General features: G+C 45.0%; 23 protein-coding genes. 10 read left to right on the top strand and 13 right to left on the bottom strand.

The genetic code is table 11. The features are described 5' to 3' along the window. Nucleotides 1-117 precede the first annotated feature (117 nt). Complete coding sequence (locus NI470_RS03595) at nucleotides 118-366, top strand: DUF2789 family protein (RefSeq protein ID WP_004278500.1); 249 nt, start codon at nucleotides 118-120, stop codon at nucleotides 364-366. Nucleotides 367-416: 50 nt separating this feature from the next. On the opposite strand, the gene ovoA is transcribed toward NI470_RS03595, so the two are convergent. From ovoA to NI470_RS03580, 3 genes are all read right to left on the bottom strand, one after another. After that, nucleotides 417-2,591 (bottom strand): 5-histidylcysteine sulfoxide synthase, encoded by a 2,175-nt coding sequence (ovoA, locus tag NI470_RS03590; protein ID WP_005103000.1) that lies wholly within the window; start codon nucleotides 2,589-2,591, stop codon nucleotides 417-419. Nucleotides 2,592-2,741: 150 nt separating this feature from the next. Beyond that, complete coding sequence (locus NI470_RS03585; protein WP_253147733.1) at nucleotides 2,742-3,617, bottom strand: LysR family transcriptional regulator; 876 nt, start codon at nucleotides 3,615-3,617, stop codon at nucleotides 2,742-2,744. Between the two features lie 190 nt (nucleotides 3,618-3,807). Beyond that, nucleotides 3,808-4,044 carry a DUF2061 domain-containing protein gene (locus NI470_RS03580; RefSeq protein ID WP_005107971.1) on the bottom strand — a complete coding sequence of 79 codons (237 nt, stop codon included), beginning with the start codon at nucleotides 4,042-4,044 and terminating at the stop codon, nucleotides 3,808-3,810. Between the two features lie 259 nt (nucleotides 4,045-4,303). On the opposite strand from NI470_RS03580, the gene leuC reads away from it, so the two are divergent. The 4 genes from leuC to leuB all read left to right on the top strand — a co-directional run bounded on the left by leuC (nucleotide 4,304) and on the right by leuB (nucleotide 8,182). Further along, nucleotides 4,304-5,737 (top strand): 3-isopropylmalate dehydratase large subunit, encoded by a 1,434-nt coding sequence (leuC, locus tag NI470_RS03575; RefSeq protein ID WP_085064240.1) that lies wholly within the window; start codon nucleotides 4,304-4,306, stop codon nucleotides 5,735-5,737. Between the two features lie 21 nt (nucleotides 5,738-5,758). After that, nucleotides 5,759-6,409, top strand: a complete 651-nt coding sequence (leuD, locus tag NI470_RS03570; RefSeq protein WP_114541288.1) for a 3-isopropylmalate dehydratase small subunit — start codon at nucleotides 5,759-5,761, stop codon at nucleotides 6,407-6,409. Between the two features lie 87 nt (nucleotides 6,410-6,496). Beyond that, nucleotides 6,497-7,060, top strand: coding sequence for a hypothetical protein (locus NI470_RS03565; RefSeq protein ID WP_253147732.1), 564 nt, complete (start codon nucleotides 6,497-6,499; stop codon nucleotides 7,058-7,060). Nucleotides 7,061-7,102: 42 nt separating this feature from the next. After that, the gene (leuB, locus tag NI470_RS03560; protein WP_071852215.1) at nucleotides 7,103-8,182 is read left to right on the top strand and encodes a 3-isopropylmalate dehydrogenase; all 1,080 of its coding nucleotides are present in this window, start codon (nucleotides 7,103-7,105) and stop codon (nucleotides 8,180-8,182) included. 72 nt (nucleotides 8,183-8,254) lie between these two features. Here leuB and NI470_RS03555 read toward each other — a convergent pair whose 3' ends face one another. The 3 genes from NI470_RS03555 to infA all read right to left on the bottom strand — a co-directional run bounded on the left by NI470_RS03555 (nucleotide 8,255) and on the right by infA (nucleotide 9,534). Beyond that, complete coding sequence (locus tag NI470_RS03555) at nucleotides 8,255-8,653, bottom strand: hypothetical protein (protein WP_253147731.1); 399 nt, start codon at nucleotides 8,651-8,653, stop codon at nucleotides 8,255-8,257. 144 nt (nucleotides 8,654-8,797) lie between these two features. After that, nucleotides 8,798-9,178 (bottom strand): hypothetical protein, encoded by a 381-nt coding sequence (locus tag NI470_RS03550; RefSeq protein WP_253147775.1) that lies wholly within the window; start codon nucleotides 9,176-9,178, stop codon nucleotides 8,798-8,800. Nucleotides 9,179-9,312: 134 nt separating this feature from the next. Beyond that, nucleotides 9,313-9,534 carry a translation initiation factor IF-1 gene (infA, locus tag NI470_RS03545; protein ID WP_001284370.1) on the bottom strand — a complete coding sequence of 74 codons (222 nt, stop codon included), beginning with the start codon at nucleotides 9,532-9,534 and terminating at the stop codon, nucleotides 9,313-9,315. A gap of 231 nt (nucleotides 9,535-9,765) precedes the next feature. Here infA and NI470_RS03540 point away from each other — a divergent pair, with 231 nt between their 5' ends. Beyond that, a complete protein-coding gene (locus NI470_RS03540; protein ID WP_005107962.1) occupies nucleotides 9,766-10,773 on the top strand; it encodes an AraC family transcriptional regulator in 1,008 nt (335 codons plus the stop codon). Nucleotides 10,774-10,864: 91 nt separating this feature from the next. On the opposite strand, the gene truA is transcribed toward NI470_RS03540, so the two are convergent. From truA to asd, 5 genes are all read right to left on the bottom strand, one after another. After that, nucleotides 10,865-11,662: a tRNA pseudouridine(38-40) synthase TruA gene (gene truA, locus NI470_RS03535; protein WP_164543043.1), complete on the bottom strand. Its 798-nt coding sequence runs from the start codon at nucleotides 11,660-11,662 to the stop codon at nucleotides 10,865-10,867. A 15-nt stretch (nucleotides 11,663-11,677) separates the two neighbouring features. Further along, a complete protein-coding gene (locus tag NI470_RS03530) occupies nucleotides 11,678-12,646 on the bottom strand; it encodes an asparaginase domain-containing protein (RefSeq protein ID WP_253147730.1) in 969 nt (322 codons plus the stop codon). A gap of 47 nt (nucleotides 12,647-12,693) precedes the next feature. Further along, nucleotides 12,694-14,010 (bottom strand): fimbrial protein FimV, encoded by a 1,317-nt coding sequence (locus NI470_RS03525; RefSeq protein WP_253147729.1) that lies wholly within the window; start codon nucleotides 14,008-14,010, stop codon nucleotides 12,694-12,696. 66 nt (nucleotides 14,011-14,076) lie between these two features. After that, on the bottom strand, nucleotides 14,077-15,663 hold the full coding sequence (locus tag NI470_RS03520) for a FimV/HubP-related protein (RefSeq protein ID WP_253147728.1): 1,587 nt from the start codon (nucleotides 15,661-15,663) through the stop codon (nucleotides 14,077-14,079). 120 nt (nucleotides 15,664-15,783) lie between these two features. Further along, nucleotides 15,784-16,902, bottom strand: coding sequence for an aspartate-semialdehyde dehydrogenase (gene asd, locus NI470_RS03515; RefSeq protein WP_253147727.1), 1,119 nt, complete (start codon nucleotides 16,900-16,902; stop codon nucleotides 15,784-15,786). Nucleotides 16,903-17,090: 188 nt separating this feature from the next. Between asd and NI470_RS03510 the strand changes: the two genes are divergently transcribed. After that, the gene (locus NI470_RS03510; RefSeq protein ID WP_253147726.1) at nucleotides 17,091-18,221 is read left to right on the top strand and encodes an endonuclease/exonuclease/phosphatase family protein; all 1,131 of its coding nucleotides are present in this window, start codon (nucleotides 17,091-17,093) and stop codon (nucleotides 18,219-18,221) included. A gap of 323 nt (nucleotides 18,222-18,544) precedes the next feature. Here the strand turns inward: NI470_RS03510 and NI470_RS03505 are convergent, their stop codons facing one another. Both NI470_RS03505 and NI470_RS03500 read right to left on the bottom strand, forming a co-directional pair. Beyond that, nucleotides 18,545-19,480, bottom strand: coding sequence for an LpxL/LpxP family acyltransferase (locus tag NI470_RS03505; RefSeq protein ID WP_253147725.1), 936 nt, complete (start codon nucleotides 19,478-19,480; stop codon nucleotides 18,545-18,547). Between the two features lie 107 nt (nucleotides 19,481-19,587). After that, entirely contained in the window at nucleotides 19,588-21,492 is a 1,905-nt protein-coding gene (locus tag NI470_RS03500) for an ATP-binding cassette domain-containing protein (RefSeq protein ID WP_114541280.1), read from the bottom strand. A gap of 33 nt (nucleotides 21,493-21,525) precedes the next feature. On the opposite strand from NI470_RS03500, the gene NI470_RS03495 reads away from it, so the two are divergent. The 3 genes from NI470_RS03495 to NI470_RS03485 all read left to right on the top strand — a co-directional run bounded on the left by NI470_RS03495 (nucleotide 21,526) and on the right by NI470_RS03485 (nucleotide 23,663). Beyond that, the gene (locus NI470_RS03495) at nucleotides 21,526-21,771 is read left to right on the top strand and encodes a SlyX family protein (RefSeq protein WP_004278477.1); all 246 of its coding nucleotides are present in this window, start codon (nucleotides 21,526-21,528) and stop codon (nucleotides 21,769-21,771) included. A gap of 367 nt (nucleotides 21,772-22,138) precedes the next feature. Then, on the top strand, nucleotides 22,139-23,143 hold the full coding sequence (locus NI470_RS03490) for a hypothetical protein (RefSeq protein ID WP_253147724.1): 1,005 nt from the start codon (nucleotides 22,139-22,141) through the stop codon (nucleotides 23,141-23,143). 70 nt (nucleotides 23,144-23,213) lie between these two features. Beyond that, nucleotides 23,214-23,663, top strand: a complete 450-nt coding sequence (locus tag NI470_RS03485; protein WP_004278475.1) for a hypothetical protein — start codon at nucleotides 23,214-23,216, stop codon at nucleotides 23,661-23,663. Nucleotides 23,664-23,693: the final 30 nt, after the last annotated feature.

Here is a 23,693-nt window from a genome sequence, read left to right as displayed (position 1 = left end):
TGTGCTTTTTATTTGCCTCATTTGAATATTAATGTTTTTTCACAGTCCGGCTGAATCAGACATGCTATGCTCAAAAAACAGGACATGATAACAATAGTAGATTCTGAGGTATGAGATATGACTCACGTTCGACCGCGTATGACACATCTGTTCCAGCAGCTTGGCTTGGATGCCAGTGCAGAAGGTATTGAAACATTTATTCACGAGCATCAATTGCATAAAGATCTGACTTTACTGGATGCGCCGTATTGGTCAGAGGCACAACGTCAATTTTTAAGCGAGAAAATAGCCTCTGATGGCGAATGGGCGATTGTGGTAGATCAACTCAATGAATCCTTACATGAAAATTCAACCAGTGAAGGATAAGATATAAAGCCAATCGTATGATTGGCTTTTTTTAGGCCATCACCTTACCTTTAGCGAACACGTTTCCAGATCGTGACTTGTGACAGCGTGTGTTGATACTTTCTGGCCGTTTCCCGAATCACAAAAGGCACATCTTGGGGTTCGGCCACCAATTCAAAGTGCTGGGTTAAAATGTTGGAAATACCAGTCAAGGTCGTGATGTTTTCCCCATCCTGCTGAAAACCGCCCAGCCATTCACTACGTGCCGTATGTTCTTCCAGCCACGTATAAGGCGAACTCAGCATTAAAATGCCGCCTATATTCATACGCTCATGAATCTGCGCCAAAAAATCTCTCGGATGATGCAGCCGGTCAATCAGGTTCGCTGCCAGAATAAAATCATAGCCGCTAAAATGTGCTTTCAGGTTGCAGGCATCGGCCTGAAAAAATTCCGTTTTCGACGCAACCTGATCCAAAGCGACATCTTCAAGTGAACAGCTTTTTTCTTCGCTTAATTCACCTTCTAGTGGCAGCTGATAACGTACCCTATGGCCTTGAGCCAAATAAACTGCTTGCTGGATAAAGCGTGCCGAAAAGTCCAAACCGGTTACCTGATCAAAAGAGCGTGCCAGTTCAAAGCTGGCGCGGCCGGTAGCACAGCCAATATCTAAGGCACGATGGCACGGCGTTTGCTGAAAATAGGGTTGTGCCAGATCGACCAGTGTTTTGGCAAAATTAGCGATACCAAAATATTCGATACCATACTGGAATTCCAGATATTGGGAGACCAGCTGGTCGCTTTCATAATGCGAAGGGAAATGTTGCAATGCTTGATCAGAAGCGACGTAGCGAAAACCAGCGTGCTGAAAGAAATGCCGTCTGAAGGCGTAGCGGGAACTATATAAAGCTTCATTGCCCGCCGAAATCCAGGAGCCACCTTTCATCAGGTTATGGCGACCGTCAAAGGTCGGTGTACTGAAATCATCATAAAATGGATGCACCTGAAAACCCTGAAATGGATAGATCGGGGTTTCAGTCCACTGCCAGACATTGCCTTGAATATCGTAAAAATCACCCTGCTTGAAATGATCCACCGGACAGGAGCTGGTGCCGTATTTCAACTCGATATTGGCCTGTTCAGGACTTTGTAAATCTGGATCCAGGTCTGAAACGGCATACAGGCGATACCATTCATCTTCAGTCGGCAAGCGAATGGTTTTTCCCAGCTGTTGCGATTTCCACTGACAAAAAGCCTTGGCTTCATGATAATTCACTTCTACCGGCCAGTCCCAAGGCATCGGCACTTCTTCCAGCATCAATCGCAGTGACCAGCCTAATTCAGTTTTGCGCCAGAAACAGGGATGAGCAGCTTGTGAAAATTGCAGCCAGCCTAGACCTTCTTCACTCCAGTAGTGTTCGGTCTGATAGCCATCAGCTTCGACAAAGGCCAGAAATTCCTGATTCGATACCAGATATTTGGAGGCTGCAAAAGCTGCAACCTCGGCTTCATGCCGGCCGTATTCATTGTCCCAGCCATAAAATGGATGGTTAAAATCTTTCTGTAAAAGCACCTTGCCGTCAGGTACCTCCAGCAAGTGATTATCCGGAGCCATGCCAGTAATGATATTGGCGCGCCACTGCGGATGCTGGCGTACATGTTCCAGAGCATGCTGGCGGATCAGCACGGAAGAAGTTTCCAGATGAATCCGTTCATGCTCAATGCCCATGATGATGGTCCACCAGGGGTTTTGCCAGTTTAAGGGCAGAGTCAGCGGAGCATGTTCAAGGATGTTCAGGATCAGGGCACGCACTTGATGCCTATAATCACGGACTTCCTGCACGGTAGGCCAGTCATAGTGCACTTCATCCAGATCGTCCCAACTCATCTCGTCCACACCAATCGCGAAGATACTTTCAAAATGCGGATTCAGGCGTTCGCTAATTAGCTTGCTGAGCAGCAGTTTATTGACAAAAAAAGTGGCGGTATGCGCAAAATAAAAAATTAGCGGATGACGTAAAGTAATGGGCTTGATGAAAAAAGCATCTTCATGCTTGAGACATTCAAACAGTTGCTCATAGGTGTCAAAGGTATTCAGGAAATATTCGCGCAGGCCGTGTCGGGCAGTCTGTTCATCGGCAAAATCAAGTGCCGGCGTGGGCAGCAGCATCGGTTTGGCCGAAAGCCATAGGCTGCTTGTATTGGTTTTATCTTGAGAGTGGGATTTTAGGGGAGAATCGAGCTGCATCCGTCAGGCTCCATCGAATAATTTTAAGCATTCCTTTGCATTGCAAAGAAATGGAATTGTCTTAAAAATACTCGAAAGATATCGCCAGATGGGGTGTATTTAGGTAACAAAATGCTGCACCGTTTTGGATGCAGCATGTTCAGGAACAGCTTAAATAGACAGGGATACGCCTTGCATGAGCTGAACTAGGGTCTGTGCCGCTTTGGACTGAGTACGGCCAGGATGCCAGACCATGCCCAAACGACGGTTCATTTCCAGATTAATATCCAGTTGGTGCAGGTCATGATTGACCAGAGTTTTTGGCAATACCGACCAACCCAAACCAATCGATACCAGCATCCGGATCGATTCCAGCGGATTATTGCTCATACTGACTTTCGGTTTAATACCCTGTTTTTCAAATTCGGCCAAAGTAATCTGCGAGGTATAGGTCTGTGAAGAGGGCAACAGGCTCGGGTAGTCGAGCAAATCTTCCAGACACAGACTTTTTTGCTGCGCCAGCGGATGAAACGGTGCCACCACAAAGACCAGAGGATCATTCCAGATGGTCACGTAATTCAGACGCGCATCACCACGGGGCGGCAAGGTTAAAAATGCCAGTTCAAGATCGCCGGCAATTACCTGTTCATGCGCCTGCTCGGAATCAACAAAATGCACATCTAGAGTCACGTCCGGATATTCCTGGACATAACGGCGCAAATGACTCGGCAGATGATGCAGGCCGATATGATGGCTGGTACCAATTTTTAGTTTGCCCTGTACCTGACCCTGTTCATGGCTCAAGGTATAATGAATATCACCGAGTTCATTCAGCCAGTTTTTCACTTTAGGCAACAGCGAATGCGCCGCGTGGGTGGCCTGTACGCCACGTCCGGCAGATTCAAACAGCTTGACCCCAAAGTATTCTTCCAGACTGTGAATACGTTTGGTGACAGCAGGCTGGGTAATGAAGAGCTGATCTGCGGCCAGAGAAATCGAACCGGTTTCCATGACTTTCACGAAGGCTTCAAAGGCTGCGAGATTCATCTTAATCACCTATAAAGAATTTTTATGTGTAAATCTATTATTGTTATATTTTAAGAATAAATCAAAGTAAAATTAGCTCATCTATGTTGCAGTGCTGAATTACTATACATTTTCAAAGCCTTGGCATTTTAAAAACTAAAAAAGACCACCTATAAAGGCAGTCTTTCATCAGGAACCTCGACTGAAGAGTTTAGACGGTAATGTCCTCATTCTGCTGTTGGTTATTACGCTCCCAGATTTTTTCATGGAAGAAGAAAGCCACTGCCTGTACCGTTGGCTCTAATAAACTTAAGGCAATGGCCATGGTCAAACTGCCAGTCACCAAGTAACCCACAATCATCGCTACTGTAATATGCATAATGTAGTAGCTGAAGGTCTTTTTGAACATGCGCTGGTTGTTGTCTACAAAGCGTTGAATATGTGCCATGTCGAAGTTCCTTAAAAATAATCTCTGTCGATGAAGAAATAATAATAATTCTCATTTGATTTGTAAAAGCGAATATTTTTTATAAATTAATCGGAAAATTAGATTTATGGAAATAGAGCTAAAGCATGATTTGATTCAGCTTTTAAAAGATTCCAAAAAGTTTTTTAACTGATAAAAATGATAAATTAGATTTATGTGATTGCAGCGATATAATCAAAATCAGAGAAAGAATTTACCCAGTCCAGTGGAGTACATCGACATGGCAGGCGCAACCCAAACAGCAAAAACATTATATGATAAATTGTGGGACGACCATTTAGTAACGCAACGTGATGATGGTTCTGCCTTACTGTACATCGACCGTCACTTATTACATGAAGTGACTTCTCCACAGGCCTTTGAAGGTTTGCAACTGGCCGGGCGCCAGCCATGGCGTTTAAGCGCGAATATTGCCACACCGGATCATAACGTACCGACCTCAAAAAAAGAGCGTGAGCAGGGTGTTGCCGGAATTGAAGATGAAACCTCGCGCATCCAGGTGCAAACCTTGGATGACAACTGCAAGACCTTTAATATTGTTGAATTTGATATTAATGATATCCGTCAGGGCATCGCGCATGTGGTCGGGCCGGAGCAAGGCTTGACCTTACCGGGCATGACGGTGGTGTGTGGTGACTCGCATACTGCAACACACGGTGCTTTTGGCTGTTTGGCGCACGGGATCGGGACATCCGAAGTTGAACATGTATTGGCGACCCAATGCCTGGTTCAAAAGAAGATGAAAAACATGTTGGTACGCGTTGATGGCAAATTAGGCCAGGGTGTGACACCGAAAGATGTGGTCTTAGCCATTATTGGCAAGATTGGTACCGCAGGCGGTACTGGTCACGCGATTGAATTTGGCGGTCAGGTCTTCCGTGACATGTCGATTGAAGGTCGTATGACCGTGTGTAATATGGCGATCGAAGCCGGTGCACGCGTGGGTATGGTTGCTGTGGATGACAAAACCATCGAGTATGTTAAAGGTCGTCCTTATGCGCCAACTGCGGAACAGTGGGATCAGGCGGTAGCGTACTGGAATACATTGCATTCGGATGAATGTGCATATTTTGATACGGTGGTCGTGTTGCAAGGTGAAGAAATTGAGCCGCAAGTGTCTTGGGGAACTTCTCCTGAGATGGTCATTCCAGTGTCTCAAGCAGTACCAACTTTAGAACAAGCCAAAGACGATGTACAACGCAATGACTGGAACCGTGCTTATCAATATATGGGCTTAAATGCCGGTCAGGCCTTGGCTGAGATTCAACTGGATCGTGTCTTTATCGGTTCGTGCACCAATTCGCGTATTGAAGATATCCGTGCTGCAGCCGAAGTGATCAAAGGTCGCAAAGTCGCATCTTCAATCAAACAGGCGATGGTGGTTCCGGGTTCTGGTCTGGTCAAAGCTCAGGCAGAAGCGGAAGGCTTGGACAAGGTGTTTGTCGAAGCGGGCTTTGAATGGCGTGAACCAGGTTGTTCAATGTGTCTGGCGATGAATGCCGACAAGTTGCAGCCGGGCGAGCATTGTGCCTCGACTTCGAACCGTAACTTTGAAGGTCGTCAGGGCAATGGCGGTCGTACTCATTTGGTGAGTCCAGCCATGGCAGCCGCTGCTGCGATCGCAGGTCACTTTGTTGATGTCCGTTCATTTTAATTGGTACGTAGGAGCACAGACATGAAAGCTTATACCGTTGAACAAGGTATCGTTGCACCTTTAGACCGTGCCAATGTCGATACAGATTTAATTATTCCAAAACAGTTTTTGAAATCGATCAAACGTACCGGTTTTGGTGAAAATTTATTTGATGAATTGCGTTACTTGGATGAAGGTTATCCAGGGCAGGACAATTCAGTTCGTCCGATCAATCCGGACTTTGTCTTGAACCAGCCACGTTATCAGGGTGCGTCTATTTTAATTTCACGTGCCAACTTTGGATGTGGTTCTAGCCGTGAACATGCGCCGTGGGCTTTGAGTGAATACGGTTTTCGTACTGTTATTGCGCCAAGCTTTGCTGATATTTTCTTTAATAACTGTTTTAAAAACGGTATGTTGCCCGTGATTTTGGCTGAAGATATTGTTGAGCAGTTATTTAAGGAATGTGCGGCAGATGAAGGCTATCAACTGACCATTGACTTGCAGGCACAAGAAGTTCGCACCCCTACAGGTGAAAGCTTTAAGTTCGAAGTCGATCCATTTCGCAAGCATTGCCTGTTAAATGGTCTGGATGATATTGGCTTAACTTTGCAGGTGGCGGATGATATTCGTGCCTATGAAGAAAAAACCAAACAATCGCGTCCTTGGGTATTTGCCGAAATTCATGGATAAATCAGTAAAAATTGTCATGGCATGACTGCGATGCCCTTGCTAATATCGGAAGATTATTGAGTTTTTTGATTGGGTAAGACAGACATTATGGCGAATTATTGGAAACAGTGGCTTGCTTTAAGTTCAGTATCGGTGCTGTTGACTGCATGTCAAAGCATCGACACGATGAAACTCAAACATGCCAAAGAAAATACTGAGAGCAAAAGAAATGCCCTGATCTACTGTACAGGGACGCCAGATTGCCAGTTCGAACGCTTCAATCAGACCATTATTGTCAACGCCGACAATGGCCGCATCAGTGATGAGGCGCTGAAGCAGAAACTGGTGCGCTTGCAGGCCAAAAATTTAAATCAGGCCAATCCGATTTATTTATCCGTGCCGGCAGGACAGCATGAACTGGTCGTGCGTTTCTATCCGATCAGTAAGGATAAAGCGGAAACTTTACATGTATTCCATCGTTTTCAGGCCAATAACCGCTATAGCTTAAAAATGTTCCGTGACCGTAGTGCGCGTAGCAGCAGTTTATTAAATGCTTCGGCACCGGATCCGCTTTGCGTAGATCTGGTACAAGAGCAAAAAACCATTCGTCGTTTTTGCAAACCCTATAATGCAGTCACCGGGATTGCAGAGTTTGTAGAAAAGAAAATTTAACCTCTGTCAGGTCTGAATCTGACGTTTTAAACGGAAAATCTCATGTCTAAACAAATTTTGATTTTAGCTGGTGACGGTATCGGTCCTGAAATTGTCAAAGCGGCAGAGCAGGTGCTGACTCGTGTAAATGAAAAATTTAATCTTGATTTGACGTGGGAGCAGGGTTTACTCGGTGGTGCGGCCATTGATGCTCACGGTTCACCATATCCAGACGTAACGTCTGAGCAGGCTAAAAAAGCCGATGCGATTCTACTCGGTGCCGTGGGTGGTCCAAAATGGGATACGATTGAGCGTTCAATCCGTCCAGAACGTGGTTTATTGAAATTGCGTAGCGAACTGAACCTGTTTGCTAACTTGCGCCCAGCGATTCTTTATCCGCAACTGGCTGATGCTTCAAGCTTAAAACCTGAAATCGTGGCGGGTCTGGATATTCTGATTGTGCGTGAATTAACGGGTGGTATTTACTTCGGTCAGCCACGTGGTATCCGTGAACTGGAAAATGGTGAGAAGCAAGGCTACAACACCGACGTTTATTCAGAGTCTGAGATCAAGCGTATCGCTAAAGTCGCTTTTGAAATGGCCAACTTGCGCGGTGGTAAAGTGTGTTCAGTGGATAAAGCTAACGTGCTTGAAGTAACTGAGCTGTGGAAACAGACAGTGACTGCGCTGAAAGATGCCGAATATCCTGAAATTAATTTGTCACATATGTATGTCGACAATGCTGCGATGCAACTGGTGCGTGCACCGAAGCAGTTTGACGTGATTGTCACTTCTAACCTGTTCGGTGACATCCTGTCTGATGAAGCTGCGATGTTGACCGGTTCAATCGGCATGTTGCCATCGGCATCTCTGGATGAAAATGGCAAAGGCATGTATGAGCCTTGTCATGGTTCTGCACCAGATATCGCGGGTCAAAACCTTGCAAATCCATTAGCAACGATTCTTTCGGTGGCGATGATGCTGCGTTATACCTTCCGTGAAGAAGCCGCTGCTAAAGCCATTGAAGATGCAGTAGGTCAGGTCTTGGATCAAGGCTTGCGTACGGCAGATATCATATCTGAAGGCATGCAAAAAGTCGGTACGGTTGAAATGGGTCAAGCAGTCGTTGCTGCATTGAACTAAGCCTGTTTCGATTCAAAAAACGCAGCCTTGAGCTGCGTTTTTTTATGATAGAAATTTCAAAGCTTAAACGGCTTAACAGGTTCGGCCTGTGGTACGTACCGCGGTCGCAATATTATCTTTGAGTAAGAAGGTAATTTTACATTGTAATTTGACGTCATAGCCGCCGGCAGGGCTTACTGACACGGGAATAGGTACAGTGCCTGTCCCTGTGGCAGGAAACTGCGCTACAGGCAAAGGAATGGTAATGGGGCGTTGTACCACATAGCTTAATTGCTTGGCGCTGCGTTCAGGCCCACTGATCTGCTGGTAACCTAAACGTTTTAGATCCAGAGTTTGATCGATCAGTTGGCTGCTTTGCCCAATGAACTGTTGTAAATAGGCATCACGCTGTGCAGTCGTTGAGAAGGTGGTGGTGCATGCACTAAGCAAACCCAAGGCTGTGCAGCATGCTAAAATCAGTGTGAACTTCATGAGTTGTCCTCACACCAAATAAAATGAGTGTAAGCGCATTCCATGCAAAAATACTGTTGTGATTTGATACACGGTAGAAGTTTAGCGTGGTGAGGTTGATCCCTGATTTAATTAGATACAGGCTTTGAACTCGATGAGTACAGCTTAGCAAGCTCTACCGGTATAGCGGATGGCTTGAACAATTTCATCTTTTAGGTCAAACCAGATTTGGCATTTCATCTCAATGTTATAACCACCATTTGAGGGCATCGGCATTGGTGCACCGATCGAGATACTCTGACTAATATTCGGCGTGCCCATCGGAATATTCATATCCCGAAAAATAGTGTAGCTGAGAGATTCTGCGGTTTGAATCGGTTGCTGGGAGGTCTTGAATCCCATTGCGCGAAGATCAAGCTGGCTACGAACCTGTGCTGCAGTTTGACCCACATAAGGTTGTAGAGACTGATGCAGATGCTGATTGCCGCCGGTAACGCACGCAACGAGAAACAAGCTGGAAAGTAGGGGTAAGCATTTCATATTTATTATTTTTATACATGTTGTTTTTAATTCAATGAATAGTCGTGAATTTATAGGCCTGAGTCAAATTATTTTACTGATTGATAAATAATTCAAGTAATAAAAAAGCCACTAAAAGTGGCTTTTGCTTGCGCTAAAACTTAGCGTGCACGATATGTGATACGACCTTTAGTCAAATCATAAGGTGTCATTTCAACCTTCACACTGTCGCCCGTTAAAATACGGATATAGTGTTTACGCATTTTACCAGAGATGTGGGCAATCACTTCGTGACCGTTCTCTAAACGTACACGGAACATAGTATTAGGAAGCGTCTCGGTGACAACGCCTTCGAACTCGATGAGTTCCTCTTTATTGGCCATAGCCTACCTGAATGAATAAATTGGAAAGGCGCAAATTATAGTCAATTTTTTTGCAAAATACAAGACGAAACGGGCGTTAGACTGATCATCTGCCAGTAAAATAGGCGAACTGTCACGATAATTTTTTTAACTAAAAAGACACCTGTTTCTGTTGTCAGTTTGGTCAATCACAGTTAATCTAAAATTAATCTTTTTAAGTATAAATGAAGTACATACAAGGAAGGCTTTTGAGTGAGTCAGCTAACGGATGCATCAGTCGTATTGCGTTTAGGCTATCAGGCGATTCGTCGTGCGGGGTTGCCAACAGAAGAACTTTTGACCAAAGCAGGAGTGGCTTTAAATCAGGTGGAAGCCAATGACCGTACCCCGCTGAGTGCCCAATATGCCTTTTGGGTGGCGGCAGAGGAAGTCAGCAAGGACCCAGACATTGGATTGCATCTGGGTGAGCACCTGCCACTTTATCGTGGTCAGGTCATTGAACACCTGTTTGTTTCATCTGAAAATTTTGGTGAGGGACTGAAACGTGCTTTGGCTTATCAGCGACTGATCAGCGATGCCTTTGCTGCCAAATTAGTGATTGAAGATGATCGCTGCTATTTAACCAATGGTGAACAGCCTTTTGCTGAGAGTCTGGTCAATCGTCATTTTACTGAATGTGCTATGTCAGGTGTACTGCGTTTCTTTAAATTTATTACCGAAGGGCGTTTTGAGCCGATTTATATCGATTTTAATTTTTATAAAGGGGCACCTGATGATGAATACTTCCGGGTTTATGAGTGTCCGGTCAGTCTAGGTCAGAAAGAAACTCGTTTGTATTTCGATCCGACTATCCTGGAATATCCGCTGTGGCAGGCTGAACCTGAGCTGTTGCAGCTGCATGAGCAACTGGCCATTGAAAAGCTACAGGAACTGGCAAGATATGATCTGGTCGGTGAAGTACGTCGTGCAATCGGCTCTACTTTGGAGAGTGGCGAAACCACGCTAGAAACTGTGGCAGCCCAGCTGAACATCACGCCACGCCGTTTGAGAACACAACTGAGTGAGGCACATACCAGCTTTCAGCAGATTCTCTCGGATTATCGCTGTCGTCTGGCCAAGCGTTTGCTGGCGAGTACCAATGAGAGCGTCGAGCGGATTGTCTATCTGACCGGTTTTTCCGAGCCAAGTACCTTCTATCGTGCCTTTAAACGCTGGACCAATGAAACGCCAGTGGAATATCGGAAGCGGAAGCAGCGTTAAAAATCCCTCCTAACCTCTCTTTAAAAAAGGGAGGAATTCCCCTCCTTTTAGGAGGGGTTAGGGGAGGTAAATATTCTAAAAAATTTAAAAACTATTCCGGCATATTCAGCCAGTGCGGACCTAAGGGTAATTCAGGTAATTCAAACTGCGCCGGATAATCAGCATGAATAAAATACAAACCATCTGCAGGTGCGGTCACGCCAGCAGCTTTACGGTCTTCGGCAGCGAAGATAGTATCAATATGATCGGCAGCATACATGCCCTGACCAATTTCCAATAAACATCCCATGATATTGCGCACCATATGGTGCAGAAAGCCATCGGCCTGAATATCCAGTACCAGATACTGACCATGCTGAATCAGGCGGCAATGGCTGACATGACGAACGGGCTGATTGGACTGACAGGCTGCGGCGCGGAAGCTTTCAAAGTTATGCGTGCCTTCAAACTTTTTCGCGGCGTATATCATCTGTTCAACATCAAGCGGTGCATAGACATGGGTGACCTGTTTATGCAGCAATGCCGGGCGTACAGGGTGGTTGTAGACCACATAGCGATAGCGGCGCGCCTGTGCCTTAAAACGGGCATGGAAGCTGTGATCCATTTCTTTGATCCACTGGATCGAGATGTCTTTAGGGAGTTGGCTATTGCAGCCCATCAGCCAGCCACGTTCAGAACGCACGGCATCCGTATCAAAATGTGCCACCATATTGGTGGCATGGACACCCGCATCCGTACGACCAGCACCATGCAGGCTAATCGGTTGATCGGCAACTTTGCTCAGAACCTTCTCAATGGTTTCCTGTACGCTTGCAACTCCCGGCTGTTGAGTCTGCCATCCTCGATAATGCATCCCACAAAACTCAATTCCCACCGCAAAACGCTGCATAATGACCTCAAAACCTTATTGATCGTACCAATGACGATGCCATTGCTCTACAGTGTCGTATTGTAAATACATTTTTAGAGCTTTTGCATACAGATCCGCATGTCCATAACTTTCATTCAGCAAAATTTTGCAATGATTGACCCATTCGGCAATAGCATAGCGCTGATCCGTCGCACCAAAAGGCACTTGGGTGGTCAAGACGGAAATACAGCCCTGCTCATAGAGTTGATCAATGAGTGCAATCATGGCGTCACTGACCGCCAGGTTGCCAGTGCCAAAACCTTGCAGAAATAAAAAATGTGGTGGTCGAGCCAAGAGGTTGTTCAGGTTATTCAGCTGCTGGGTCAGATCAACTGGCTGCATCATGATGCTCATGCAGTTGAATTCAGTCGCTTTCGTAATATCTTCAGCTTTGATCTGATAACACGCTTGACTGGTTTGGATTGCAATATTGGCCTCAAGACCGGAAAAGGCATTTAACTCAGTAGTATGCTGTTTCAGTGCAGTTTGCGCATGTAGCAGCTGATGATGGAACGCCAGATAGACCCCGGCGCTACATTCGTTGACGGAATCTAGTGCAAATTTCAGGTTATCCAGGGCATCGCTAAATTCACGCTGTTCATTGCCTTGAGCATTCAGCAGCGGATATTGGCTACCGGTCAGTACTACATGCGCCGAGTTTCTAATAAAATGTGCCAGTACTGCACTGGCATAACTCAGCGTATCTGTACCGTGAATAATCACAAAATGCTGGATCTGCCGCGATTGCAATTGCTGAATAAACTGTACCAGTTGCAACCAGTCGGTTGCTGTACAGGCACTACTGTCCTTAATGGCGGGTGCATGATGGCATTCGACGAAATACTGCTCTGCAAGTATCTGTTCGAGCTTTGGAATAAATAAATCAGCAGGCATCGGTGCGAGAGGATCTCCCACGCAGCCGAATGTGCCACCCATATAAATTAATGCAATATTTTTTATCATAAAAAAAGCAGCCAATTATTGACTGCTTTAGTGTAAATCGAAATGCATCAAGATGCGATTTGATTCAGTAATTGCTCTGCGCGTTGCTGTTGTTCAAGAGTATATTCAGCTTCTCGCTCGGCAATAATTTCACGGGCAGCGGCATAGGCACCGAGTTGGATATATTGCTGAGCAAGATCAAGATTGAGACTTGCTTCATTAACATCCAGTAATTCCGGGAAAGATTGCACGAGTGGATCATGCTGGTCTATCGCTGCCTGAGCTGGCGTAGCAGGAAGATCGAAACTCATCACTGTCGCGGCAGGCGCTTCTGGCGTGGTTTCCAAATGATCTAATTTGAAATCCAGTCCGGATAGATTAGTTTGTGCAGCCGGCTCTGCCACAGGTGCTGCAGCTGTCAAACTGGACAGATCAAACTCAGTCGCTGGCACCGCAGTTTTTTCAGCTGCTGGTACAGGCGTGTCAAGCGAGAATGAAAAATCGAGAGGCTTGATTTCTTCAGTCACAGTTGGCGCTGTTTCTACTGGAGCAGGCTGTTCCAAATCCAGTTTAAAGTCTAAGACAGGTGCCGTTTCTGTTACTGCTGTAGTTTGAATATCTGTAGATGTAGTTTGAAATTCAAAATCTACAGAAGGAGCAGTAGGTACAGGAGCCTCTTCAGCTTTTGGTGTTTCTACTGGGGTAGTCTTTGGTTCAAAATTAAATTCAAGTGGCTGAATATCTGCTACAGGTTCTGCAACAGGGGCCGGCTTGCTTGATTGAAAGTCCTGCTGCAATTGTTCAAATGCCAGTTCATTTGAAGGGGCCGGTGCAACCAGATCGGCAAAGGCATCTGAAGTTGAAGCAGCTTCCTGCGCAGAAGAAGTTTTAGGCTGGGCACTTGGAAAATCAATAGTATCTTGTACAGCAGATGAAGATTTTTCAAATTCACGCTGTTTTGCTTCAGCTTGTACCAGAATCTCATCTAAATGCAAAGAACGGATATGGTTAAGCAGCTGTGAAATCGCAAACTCATCTTTTTGTAAGATGTGAATATCCAATAACAACAGATAGAGTTCATGCTGGGAATTATCCCGATTCAGTGCCTGATTAATCTGTGCTTCGGCCGCAAAAAAATTACGTTCCTGAATCAGGCCCTCAATTTTCTTACGTGTGTCTGCTGATAATGGCGTTGCTGATTTTTTTGTGACCCCGACTGGCTCCACCACCTTGGTTCTTTGTGGGGCAGCTTTTGACGCAGAACCAGGTTTTTTTGCTTTTACCGTTTTAGTTTTTGCTTTATCTGATTCTTGAGCATCTTGTCGTTTTTTAAAGACAATTAATACGATGATCAATATCACTAATGGAATCACATAAATCAGCATGTTTTACCCCTTGGGGATAGAGTAGTTTAAGTTCGCCTATCCCAATAAATCGTCATGTGTAACTTTTTAATTAATTGGCTTCTTATCTGCTTGTTGGGCTTTGAGCTGTTGTTGTAGCTGGGCCAGACGCGCATTTAATAACTGAATTCTGTGATCCTTCTGATTGAGTGCCAATTCTAATTCAGTTACGTTTCTCTGTAATTTAACGGTTTTTTCTCGGGCTGTCATAACTTTTAATGACAATTCCTTTGATGTTTGATTGCGTTCTGTGTTCTGGTTTGCAGAAACTTGACCGGAATCGCGCTGGTTCTCAGCAACCAGGCTCATTTCTGCCTGATTCAAACGGTATTTAGTTTTGCCAGCAGGCTTAGACGGTCGCTCTGTCTGAGGTGCTGCAGAAACTTTAATGGGCGCAGGTGCAGGATGAGTTGTATTTAAGTTCAATGCAGCACCCTTGCGTAGACGATTGGCATTTCCTCCGATAAAAGCATGCTCATTGTCTTTTTTGATTTGCTGCATGACTTCACTGACCGGGCGCTGCTGCTGTTCGGCAATTCGTGATGCAATCCCCCACAGTGACTCATTGGATTGGACCACATAAGTAGGTGGAGTCTGATTTGGAGTTGCTTTGACTGGTTGAGCTTTTTTAGTCACTGGAGCCGGCGTTTTCACCGGATTGGCTGATCCAGTGGATTTTCTGGCTTGCTCCTCAGTGAATTTCTTCACCAATGGATCACTGGAGGCAGTTTGATGATCAGAACGGGACTCTAAAGCTTTCTGCACATCTGCTTTATTTTGCGCTGATGCGCTTTGATTTGCTAGCATTGGACTAGCCGGTTTGTTTGTAGTCGAAGCTGCTGCAGGAGCCGGTGATGCAAGAGTTGTTTGTGAGGTCTTTACTGAATCTGAAAGCACCGCTGCAGTTTTAACGGGGGCTTGAGTATCGGGTGCAGTTACCACCTCGTTTTTAACTACAGGTGCAATCACTTGAGCCTGAATTGCTGGACTTGATGTCATTACAACTGGTGCAATTTTAGTTTTAGGAATGGACGTATTCGATAATGTTGGTGGTGCTGTGCGTTGCAATGCCAACGGCTTTTCTAGACCCGCTGGTTTATTTAAGGCTGTAGGAGCTGCTGTACTGTAATGGCTACTTACGGGTAAGTTAAGTGCAATATCTTTTTCACTGACGACGACAACGGGTGCAAGCGGGCGTTCATTCTGTTTGAGACTGGCCTGTAATAAATCTGTTTTAGGTCTTAAATTGGTATGAATATGCTGCAGACGTGCGGCATTGCCTTCCTTGATTTTAACAATAATATTCAGTTCGCGTTCTGTTATGGGGCGAGAAGAAGTAATAGTAATGACCCCGGTACCATTATTGCTACGCCGGGTAAAAAAGTTCAGATGACCAGGCGGTTGATGTGATGCACCAATTGACATTAAATCTGCAGGTGAAGCCAGACTGACTTCAATCGGCAAACTCATATCAGACTGCCGAAAAGTCATTTCTGCATAGAGTAATTCCCCAGGGGCAGACTGAATCTGAACCGGATCTACATTAATCGCATAAATGTTTTGTGAAGCGACAATGGCTAAAATGGCAAGCTTTAATTTGTTATATACAGTCATCTTAATCGTGAGCTCAGTCATTATCGCATAGCGAAAATTATAGATTAACGGGATGTTTGTTTTTTGTAAAATACTTACGCAATAGTTACATAAAAAAGCCGATCAATAAAGATCGGCTTTTGGCTTTATATCCAAAGGATATTAGGCATTTTTATAATCAATCAGAATACGCAGCATACGGCGTAACGGCTCGGCCGCACCCCAAAGCAACTGGTCACCTACAGTGAACGCACCCAGATATTCTTTACCCATATTCAGCTTGCGCAGACGGCCGACTGGAACGCTTAAAGTACCTGTTACAGCAACAGGCGTCAGATCAGTCATGGATGCTTCACGAGTATTTGGAACCACTTTAGACCAGTCATTGGCACGTGCAATGATGTCTTCGATTTCATCCAAAGGTACATCTTTTTTCAATTTCAGGGTTAATGCCTGAGAGTGACAACGCATGGCACCAATACGCACGCAGTGACCATCAATTGGCACGATCTGCTGGTTGCCCAGAATCTTGTTGGTTTCAACCTGACCTTTCCATTCTTCTTTCGACTGGCCGCTTTCCAGTTGCTTGTCGATATAAGGAATGAGTGAACCAGCCAAAGGCACACCAAAGTTTGCAGACGGGAAGCCTTCACCACGTTGTAATTCAGCAATTCTAGAGTCGATATCCAGAATTGGAGAACGCGGATCATCAAGCAACTCTTTGGTATTGTTATATAAATATCCCATACCATTGATCAGTTCACGCATGTTTTGCGCGCCTGCACCTGAAGCGGCCTGATACGTCATTGAAGTTGCCCATTCCACCAGATTGTTCTGGAATAGACCGCCCAAGCCCATCAGCATCAAGGAAACTGTACAGTTACCGCCGACAAAAGTCTTGGTGCCTTTGACCAGACCATCTTTGATCACATGCATGTTGACCGGATCAAGTACGATGATGGCTTCATCATCCATACGTAAGGTCGATGCTGCATCAATCCAGTAACCATTCCAGCCTTCAGCTTTCAGTTTCGGGAAAACTTCAGAGGTATAGTCGCCACCTTGACAGGTAATAATGACATCCATTTGCTTCAGACTGTTAATGTCTGATGCATCCATAAGTGCTGGGGCGGTCTTACCGCCAAATGCCGGCGCTTCACCGCCTGCATTACTGGTAGAGAAATAGAATGGCTTAAAATGAGCAAAATCATTCTCTTCAACCATACGTTGCATAAGGACGGAACCGACCATCCCGCGCCAACCGACCAGACCTACTTTCATGTCACTTTGCCTCGGTGCGTTAAAAAATCAAAAGGGATTCGAGTGTACCAAAAAGGGACTCAACTGCAAGAGCTACACAATCAAAACATCAATATTCTTGAGCGAAATATCTGCTTTATGATACATACAAAATTGATAACTTCATTTTTCTTTTAGAAAAAATAATAACTTAATTAAGAGCGCAGTTTATGATATGGGTTATCCAAATTCTGGCAATCATTGTCATTTGGTTAAGTTTTTGGTCACTGATACCACGCGATGAATGGTGGATTCGAGGTGCGGATTTTCCACGCTTACAAATTCTGGTATTAGGCTTTATCGCCTTTGTGCTGTTCTTGGTTCTGGAGCACCCCTGGAACTGGTTGAATCAGCTGCTTTTTGTCGGTCTGATGGCAGCTTTGGCCTATCAGCTGAAAATGGTATTGCCCTATACCTTTATCTGGAAAAAACAGGTCAAGCAGGTCAAGCAGGATCAGCTGGATCCGCAACGTCAGATTTCCCTGATCGTTTCCAATGTACTTACTACCAATACTAAATATCATTTACTGATCGAGCAGATCCAGATTCATCAGCCAGATCTGGTTTTGACTCTGGAAACCGATCAAAACTGGCAAAATGCACTCTCGGTGATTGAAGCTGATTATCCTTATCGCGTGCCTGTGCCTTTGGATAATCTGTATGGCATGCATCTATATAGCAAGCTCGAATTGAGTGAAACTGAGGTTAAATTTATTCTGAGTGACGAAATTCCCTCAATTCATACTACAGTGATTTTACGCTCGGGACAGCCAGTACAGCTCTACTGTCTGCATCCCAAACCACCCAGCCCGACCGAGGCCAAGGATTCTACCTTGCGTGATGCTGAACTGCTGATTGTCGGTGATCAGATTAAGGATCTGGATGAAAGCTGTATCGTCATGGGCGATCTGAATGACGTGGCCTGGTCACGTACCACACGCCTATTTCAACGCATTAGTGGGCTGCTAGATCCGCGGGTAGGGCGTCATTATGTGAATACTTTTCACGCAGATTATCCTTTTTTTCGCTGGTCGCTGGATCACGTCTTTCACAGTACCGATTTTGCCTTGGTACATATGGAACGTTTACCGCATGTAGGCTCTGACCATTTTCCGGTCTTTCTGGTTTTACAAACCGGTCGGGTATTCGAGCATATTCAGGAAGAATTAGAACAAACTGATGAAGATGAGCAAGAAGCACAAAAAGCTATTGAAGAAGGCATTCAGAAAGCAGAGAAAGAGGAAAAAATAGTCACTGATGAAGTTGCTATGGCATATAAAGAAGGAGGCAAAATCTCTTAGCTTTTTAGAAGAAAAGTGTACGATATTGCTTACAACAGTTTCCGCTTCTTGCGAATGGGCAGGGGTTAGTAATCTGGGTATTCTAGGTTTATCAGCACAGGGAGTCGAGAAAGGATATTCTCATAAGGAAGACGAAGCTGAATGAAAACATCATGGATATGATGCTGAAAGGGACATCACAAAAAAGCAGAACGAATTATAATATGTGAAAGCACAACCTCATTAACCCGAGTTTTACAGGATGTAGAGCTCGGGTTAAATTATTTCAATTACTTAAACATGATTTTAAGCTATAGCCCTTCAAATTCCGTGATCAAATTGATTTAGTAAATTGATTTATAACCTTCAGGGCGAGTCTTAAAACGGCGGTGGAACCACATATATTGGGTCGGTGCAATGCGTAACTGCTGCTCGATTACCAGATTCACGCGGGTGGCATCTTCGACTTCATTTTCACCAGGAAAATTTTCCAGTGCTGGTTCAATCAGCACATGGTAGCGCGGATTATTAATATCGCCATGACGATAGAAATATAAAGGAATTGCAGCCGCTTTGGTCATTTTTAGTAAACGACGATGTGCGGTTACAGTCGCCGCAGGCACACCAAAAAATGGTGCCATCACGCCTTGTTTTAAACCATAATCCTGATCCGGACTGTACCAGATCGCATGGCCATTTTTCAGGTTACGTACCAGACCGCGCATATCATCATGGTCAATCTGATTGGCATAAATTGTGGCGCGACAACGGTAAATCAGCATGTCCAAAAGTGGATTATTCTGCGGACGATAGACTACATCCGGTTCAAAATATTGTGCGCAAAGATAACCACCCGCATCGAGCAAAGTTGAATGCGTGCCTAATAACAGCATGCCTTGGCCTGCGGCTTGTGTCTTCTGAATATGTTCCAAGCCTTCAATACTGACGCGGCCCTGAAACCATTTCGGACTGTACCAGGCATTCAGCGTCTCAAACACCCCCAGCATTTGATCGATAAATACCTGACGGGCATTGTCCTGTACCTGCTTTTCAGACCATTCGGGAAAGCAGACTTCCAGATTACGCAGCGTGGTTTCACGGCGTGATTTCAAGTATTTAAAAGAAAGGTGGCCCAGCAGGGACGCCAGACGATGCTGAATGGCCCAAGGTAAGATCGCCAGAATCATCAGGAAAATAATGCCTAGCCATTTGCCCCAATATTGAGGTAACAGGAATGACCATTGAAATTCACCGGGTTGATATGCAGGCTGAGTACTCATAAAACAATTTAGGGCCAAAAGATTAAATGCAGTCTAACAGAGAAGATTATTGAAATAAAAAAGCATCTGTACGAATACAGATGCTTTAGTAAAAGCTCGGGGAATATTTAGCCGTTACTTAGGTTGTCCAGTTCTTCCCAACGCTCTAATTTTTCCAGTAACAGCTCATCAATTTCGGATAAACGGTTAGAAAGTTTCAATGCTTTATCGGAATCAGTCACAAATAAAGAGCCATCAGCCAGTTGTGCGTTGATCTCGGCCTGCTCTTTTTCCAGTGCTTCCATTTCAGCAGGAAGTTGCTCGAGTGCACGCTGGTCCTTGTAGCTAAGCTTAACTTTTTTGGCAGCGACCGGTGCCGCCTCGGCTTCTGCTTTGGCTATGGCTTTTTTCACGGCACTTTTTTGGTCAACCACGGTTTGATCCGGACGTTGTTCAAGATAATCCTGATAACCGCCAACATATTCGTCAATATTGCCCTTACCATCAAAGACCCAAGTGGATGTTACCACGTTGTCCATAAAGGCACGGTCATGCGAGATCAACAGCAGGGTGCCTTTGTAGCCACCCAGCATCTCTTCCAGTAACTCTAAAGTCACCATATCCAGGTCGTTGGTTGGCTCATCCATCACAATCAGGTTCGATGGTTTCAGCAACAGTTTCGCTAGCAGGATACGGTTGCGCTCACCACCTGACAAAGCTTTGACTGGTGTACGGGCACGTTCTGGCGAAAACAGGAAATCTTGTAAATAACTATAGATATGACGACGGTTACCATTCACATCCACGTGGTCAGAACCTTCTGAGACGTTATCTTTAACAGATTTTTCCAGATCCAGCGCATTACGGAGCTGGTCGAAATAGGCCACTTCTAACTGCGTACCGGTCTTCACCGTACCGCCATGTTCTAGCTCGCCCAGAATGGCTTTAATGAGGGTAGTTTTACCGACACCGTTATCACCGACCAGACCGATACGGTCGCCACGGAGGACAAGTGCAGAGAAGTTGTTGATGATCGGTGCATTGTCACCGAATTTCACACTCAGGTTCTCAATTTCAAACACCAGTTTGCCGGAACGGTTGGCATCCTGAGTCGCCATCGTCACTTTACCTTGTTGCGAACGACGTGCTCTAGATTCTTCACGTAATGCTTTTAGGGCACGGACACGACCTTCGTTACGGGTACGACGGGCTTTAATCCCTTGACGGATCCAGACTTCTTCCTCAGCCAGCTTTTTATCGAACAGCGCATTTTGCTTTTCTTCAGCTTCCATTTGCTGGGCTTTCAGGTCTAGATAACGTGAATAGTTACCTTCATAACTACGCAGTTGACCACGATCCAGTTCAACAATACGGGTAGCAATGCTATCGACAAAGGCACGGTCATGCGAAATGAACAATAGGGTCAAATTATTTTGATCGAGCAGGAATTTTTCCAGCCATTCGATACTTTCAACGTCTAAATGGTTAGTCGGTTCGTCCAGTAACAGCACATCGGGTTGGGTAAGTAAAGCACGTGCCAGTAGTACACGACGCTTACGACCACCAGATAAATCGGCAAGATCTGCATCCGGGTCCAGGCCCATTTTGCTTAAAATCGAATTGACTTTGGTTTCCAGCGCCCAGCCATCCAGCTGATCCATTTTGTGTTGCAGGTTGCCCATACGATCACAGGCGTCCATGTCACCGAGTACACAGGCTTCACTGGCAGCATGATAAGCACGCAAAACTTCCGATGCTTCACCGGCACCATCTGCCACGATATCAGCCACTTTACCTGAATCCATCGGTACATCTTGCGCCAGCATGGAAATAGTAATGCCGTTTTGTAATGAAACTTCGCCGTTGTCAGGCAGTAAACTTCCTTCAATCAGCTTAAGTAAGGTAGACTTACCCTCACCATTACGGCCAATCAAACACACTCGTTCGCCGCGTTCCAAGTTAAAATTCGCGCCGTCGAGCAGGGCGGGTCCACCAAACGCAAGTTGGACATCCCTAAGGGTAATATAGGCCATAATGTTTCCTGAAATCCCCAATGAGGACTTTAAATGACTAAACAACAAAATCTAAATGATCAGGCGTCATTTTCCGCACCCATTGAAGATTTGCAAGTGCGAATTGCATTTTTAGACGATTTAGTTGAACAGTTGAATGATCAGGTGGCCAAACAGACCCTGGAAATTGCTGATCTGAAAAAGCAAATGACGCTGTTATATCAACGTGTTGAGTCTTCAGATCTGTCTGAAGGCATTGCAGAATTTGATCCGGTTGCAGATCGCCCACCGCATTATTAATTTGCAACCAATGATTTAATCAACAACAACCCTTAGCTGATCTAAGGGTTTTTTATTGAAAAATAAAAATGAGCCAATCGATAAGATGTTAAAAAGAGAAATATTATTTTTTTGAATTGGCTTTTAAATTGCATTAAATCCGCATATAAAAGTAATAAAGCGTAGCGTGATGATCAAGTGCAAAAGAATTTTCCTGTTGAAAACAAACATTCACGCTTACAAACAGATTTCTTGCCGGCATTTCATAAAATGCAGTTTAGCTCTCTGCCGAAACAGGCCTGCACCCATTCAGTCCTAAAATTATTTGACCTTTCACTCACTTCCTACTCTAATACCGGCTCTCAGGTACATTCCGGAATTGCGTCCCATGCACCCAAAAGTTATTCTACTCGACCTCGAAAATAATTTCCCCACAGCCAAGTTAATGCGTGAGATTGTGGCGCACTATTCGACTTTATATCTGTTTAGCTGTGCCGGAAAATTTGAATTCTCCTTAGAGGACTTAACCGAGCTTGCCGGCTGGATTAGCAGTGGTCAGGTGGTGGTGCTGGACACGCCTGAATCGCCACAAAAAGAATATGAGTATGCAGTCATTGTCGGTCAGCTTATGGCGCTACTGGAGCCAGAAACCGAGGTTGAATTGATCTCGGCGATGGACAGCTGCGAGATGTTGCAGCAGATGCTGCAGGCTTCTGATATTCCGTGTCACCTGATTCAGATTCAGTCTGATGAGACAAGCATTCCAACAGATCAGCCTAAAAATCATCTTCCGAGTCTGGACGCCATCAAGAACAAACCCGCCTTGCAGTTGGTGAAAAAATACTGTGATGCGTTAGGGAAAATGAGTGGCAAACCGAATACGGTTGAAACCTTAAAAAATTCAGTGGCGAATATTCTGCAAGTGATGCCAGTGAAAGCTCAGCATGTGGTCGGCATGTTGATTAACCTGAAAATTGTCAAACGCTATGATGAGCAGATCAGTTTCCGTAAAAAAGTCCTGAAACAATGGCTGCAACTCAATCTGGATGAACAAAGCCCGGTTAAAAATCCTAAACTGGATCAGGTTATTTCCCAAATGAAGGTAGATGAAGCTCCAGTTGAATCTGAAATACTCAAGTCACCAATCCAGTCGGCACAGCAAGACCTGTTCAAGAACTTTGGCCGGATCGATCCGGTACAACTGGAAGTGGCGCGTAAACTGCGTGAATTGCAGGGCGATAAACCCAAAGACATTTATGAGCTGCGTGATTTACTGGAACAGTTATTTCCAAAATCGGACATTCGCTTGCTGCTGAAAGAGCTGATCGAGAAAGGTTATATTTACTGGAATGGTCACGAAATTTTATATAGTCATGAAATGTTCCTGAATTAATTTTATCGTGCAAACTTGCGTTTTATATTGTGCTTATGCAACTCTAATAATAGAACATAAAGGTTGAACTATGGAAAACACTGGAATCTGGGTGACGGTGGTCATCATCATTTTCGTCATAGGGTCGATTTTCGGGTTACGTGTAAGTCCCCGAGAAAAAGCCTTGGGGCTGATGCGTGATAAAGCCCGTAAAATGGGTTTGCATCCACGTCTGGTGGTGGCACCGGACTGGACCAAAATCCCGAAGGCGACTGAAAGTCGTGCCAGTATGGTCGCATACTACAGTGTGCTGATGCCAGATGCACGTTTGCCCTTGATGCGCGCCCGTGTTGTCGATAATAAACTCGAAATCGTGCAGGGTGATGAGAAATTTAAAGATTTTCCCATTGCATTAAAAGGCATTTATGCTATTGATATGCAGGCCAACTGTGTCGGCGTGTATTGGGATGAAGAAGCTGATTTAAGAGCGACCCAACTCGACGACATCAAAGCGCTGTTACACGCTTTGGCTGAACTTTAATTTAGAAATAAACAGGATTAACGGTTAATT

Source organism: Acinetobacter lwoffii (genome assembly GCF_024129115.1).
Lineage (GTDB): Bacteria > Pseudomonadota > Gammaproteobacteria > Pseudomonadales > Moraxellaceae > Acinetobacter > Acinetobacter lwoffii_T.
The sequence above is the reverse complement of the archived record's forward strand: the minus strand, read 5'-3'. Positions and strand labels throughout refer to the sequence as shown.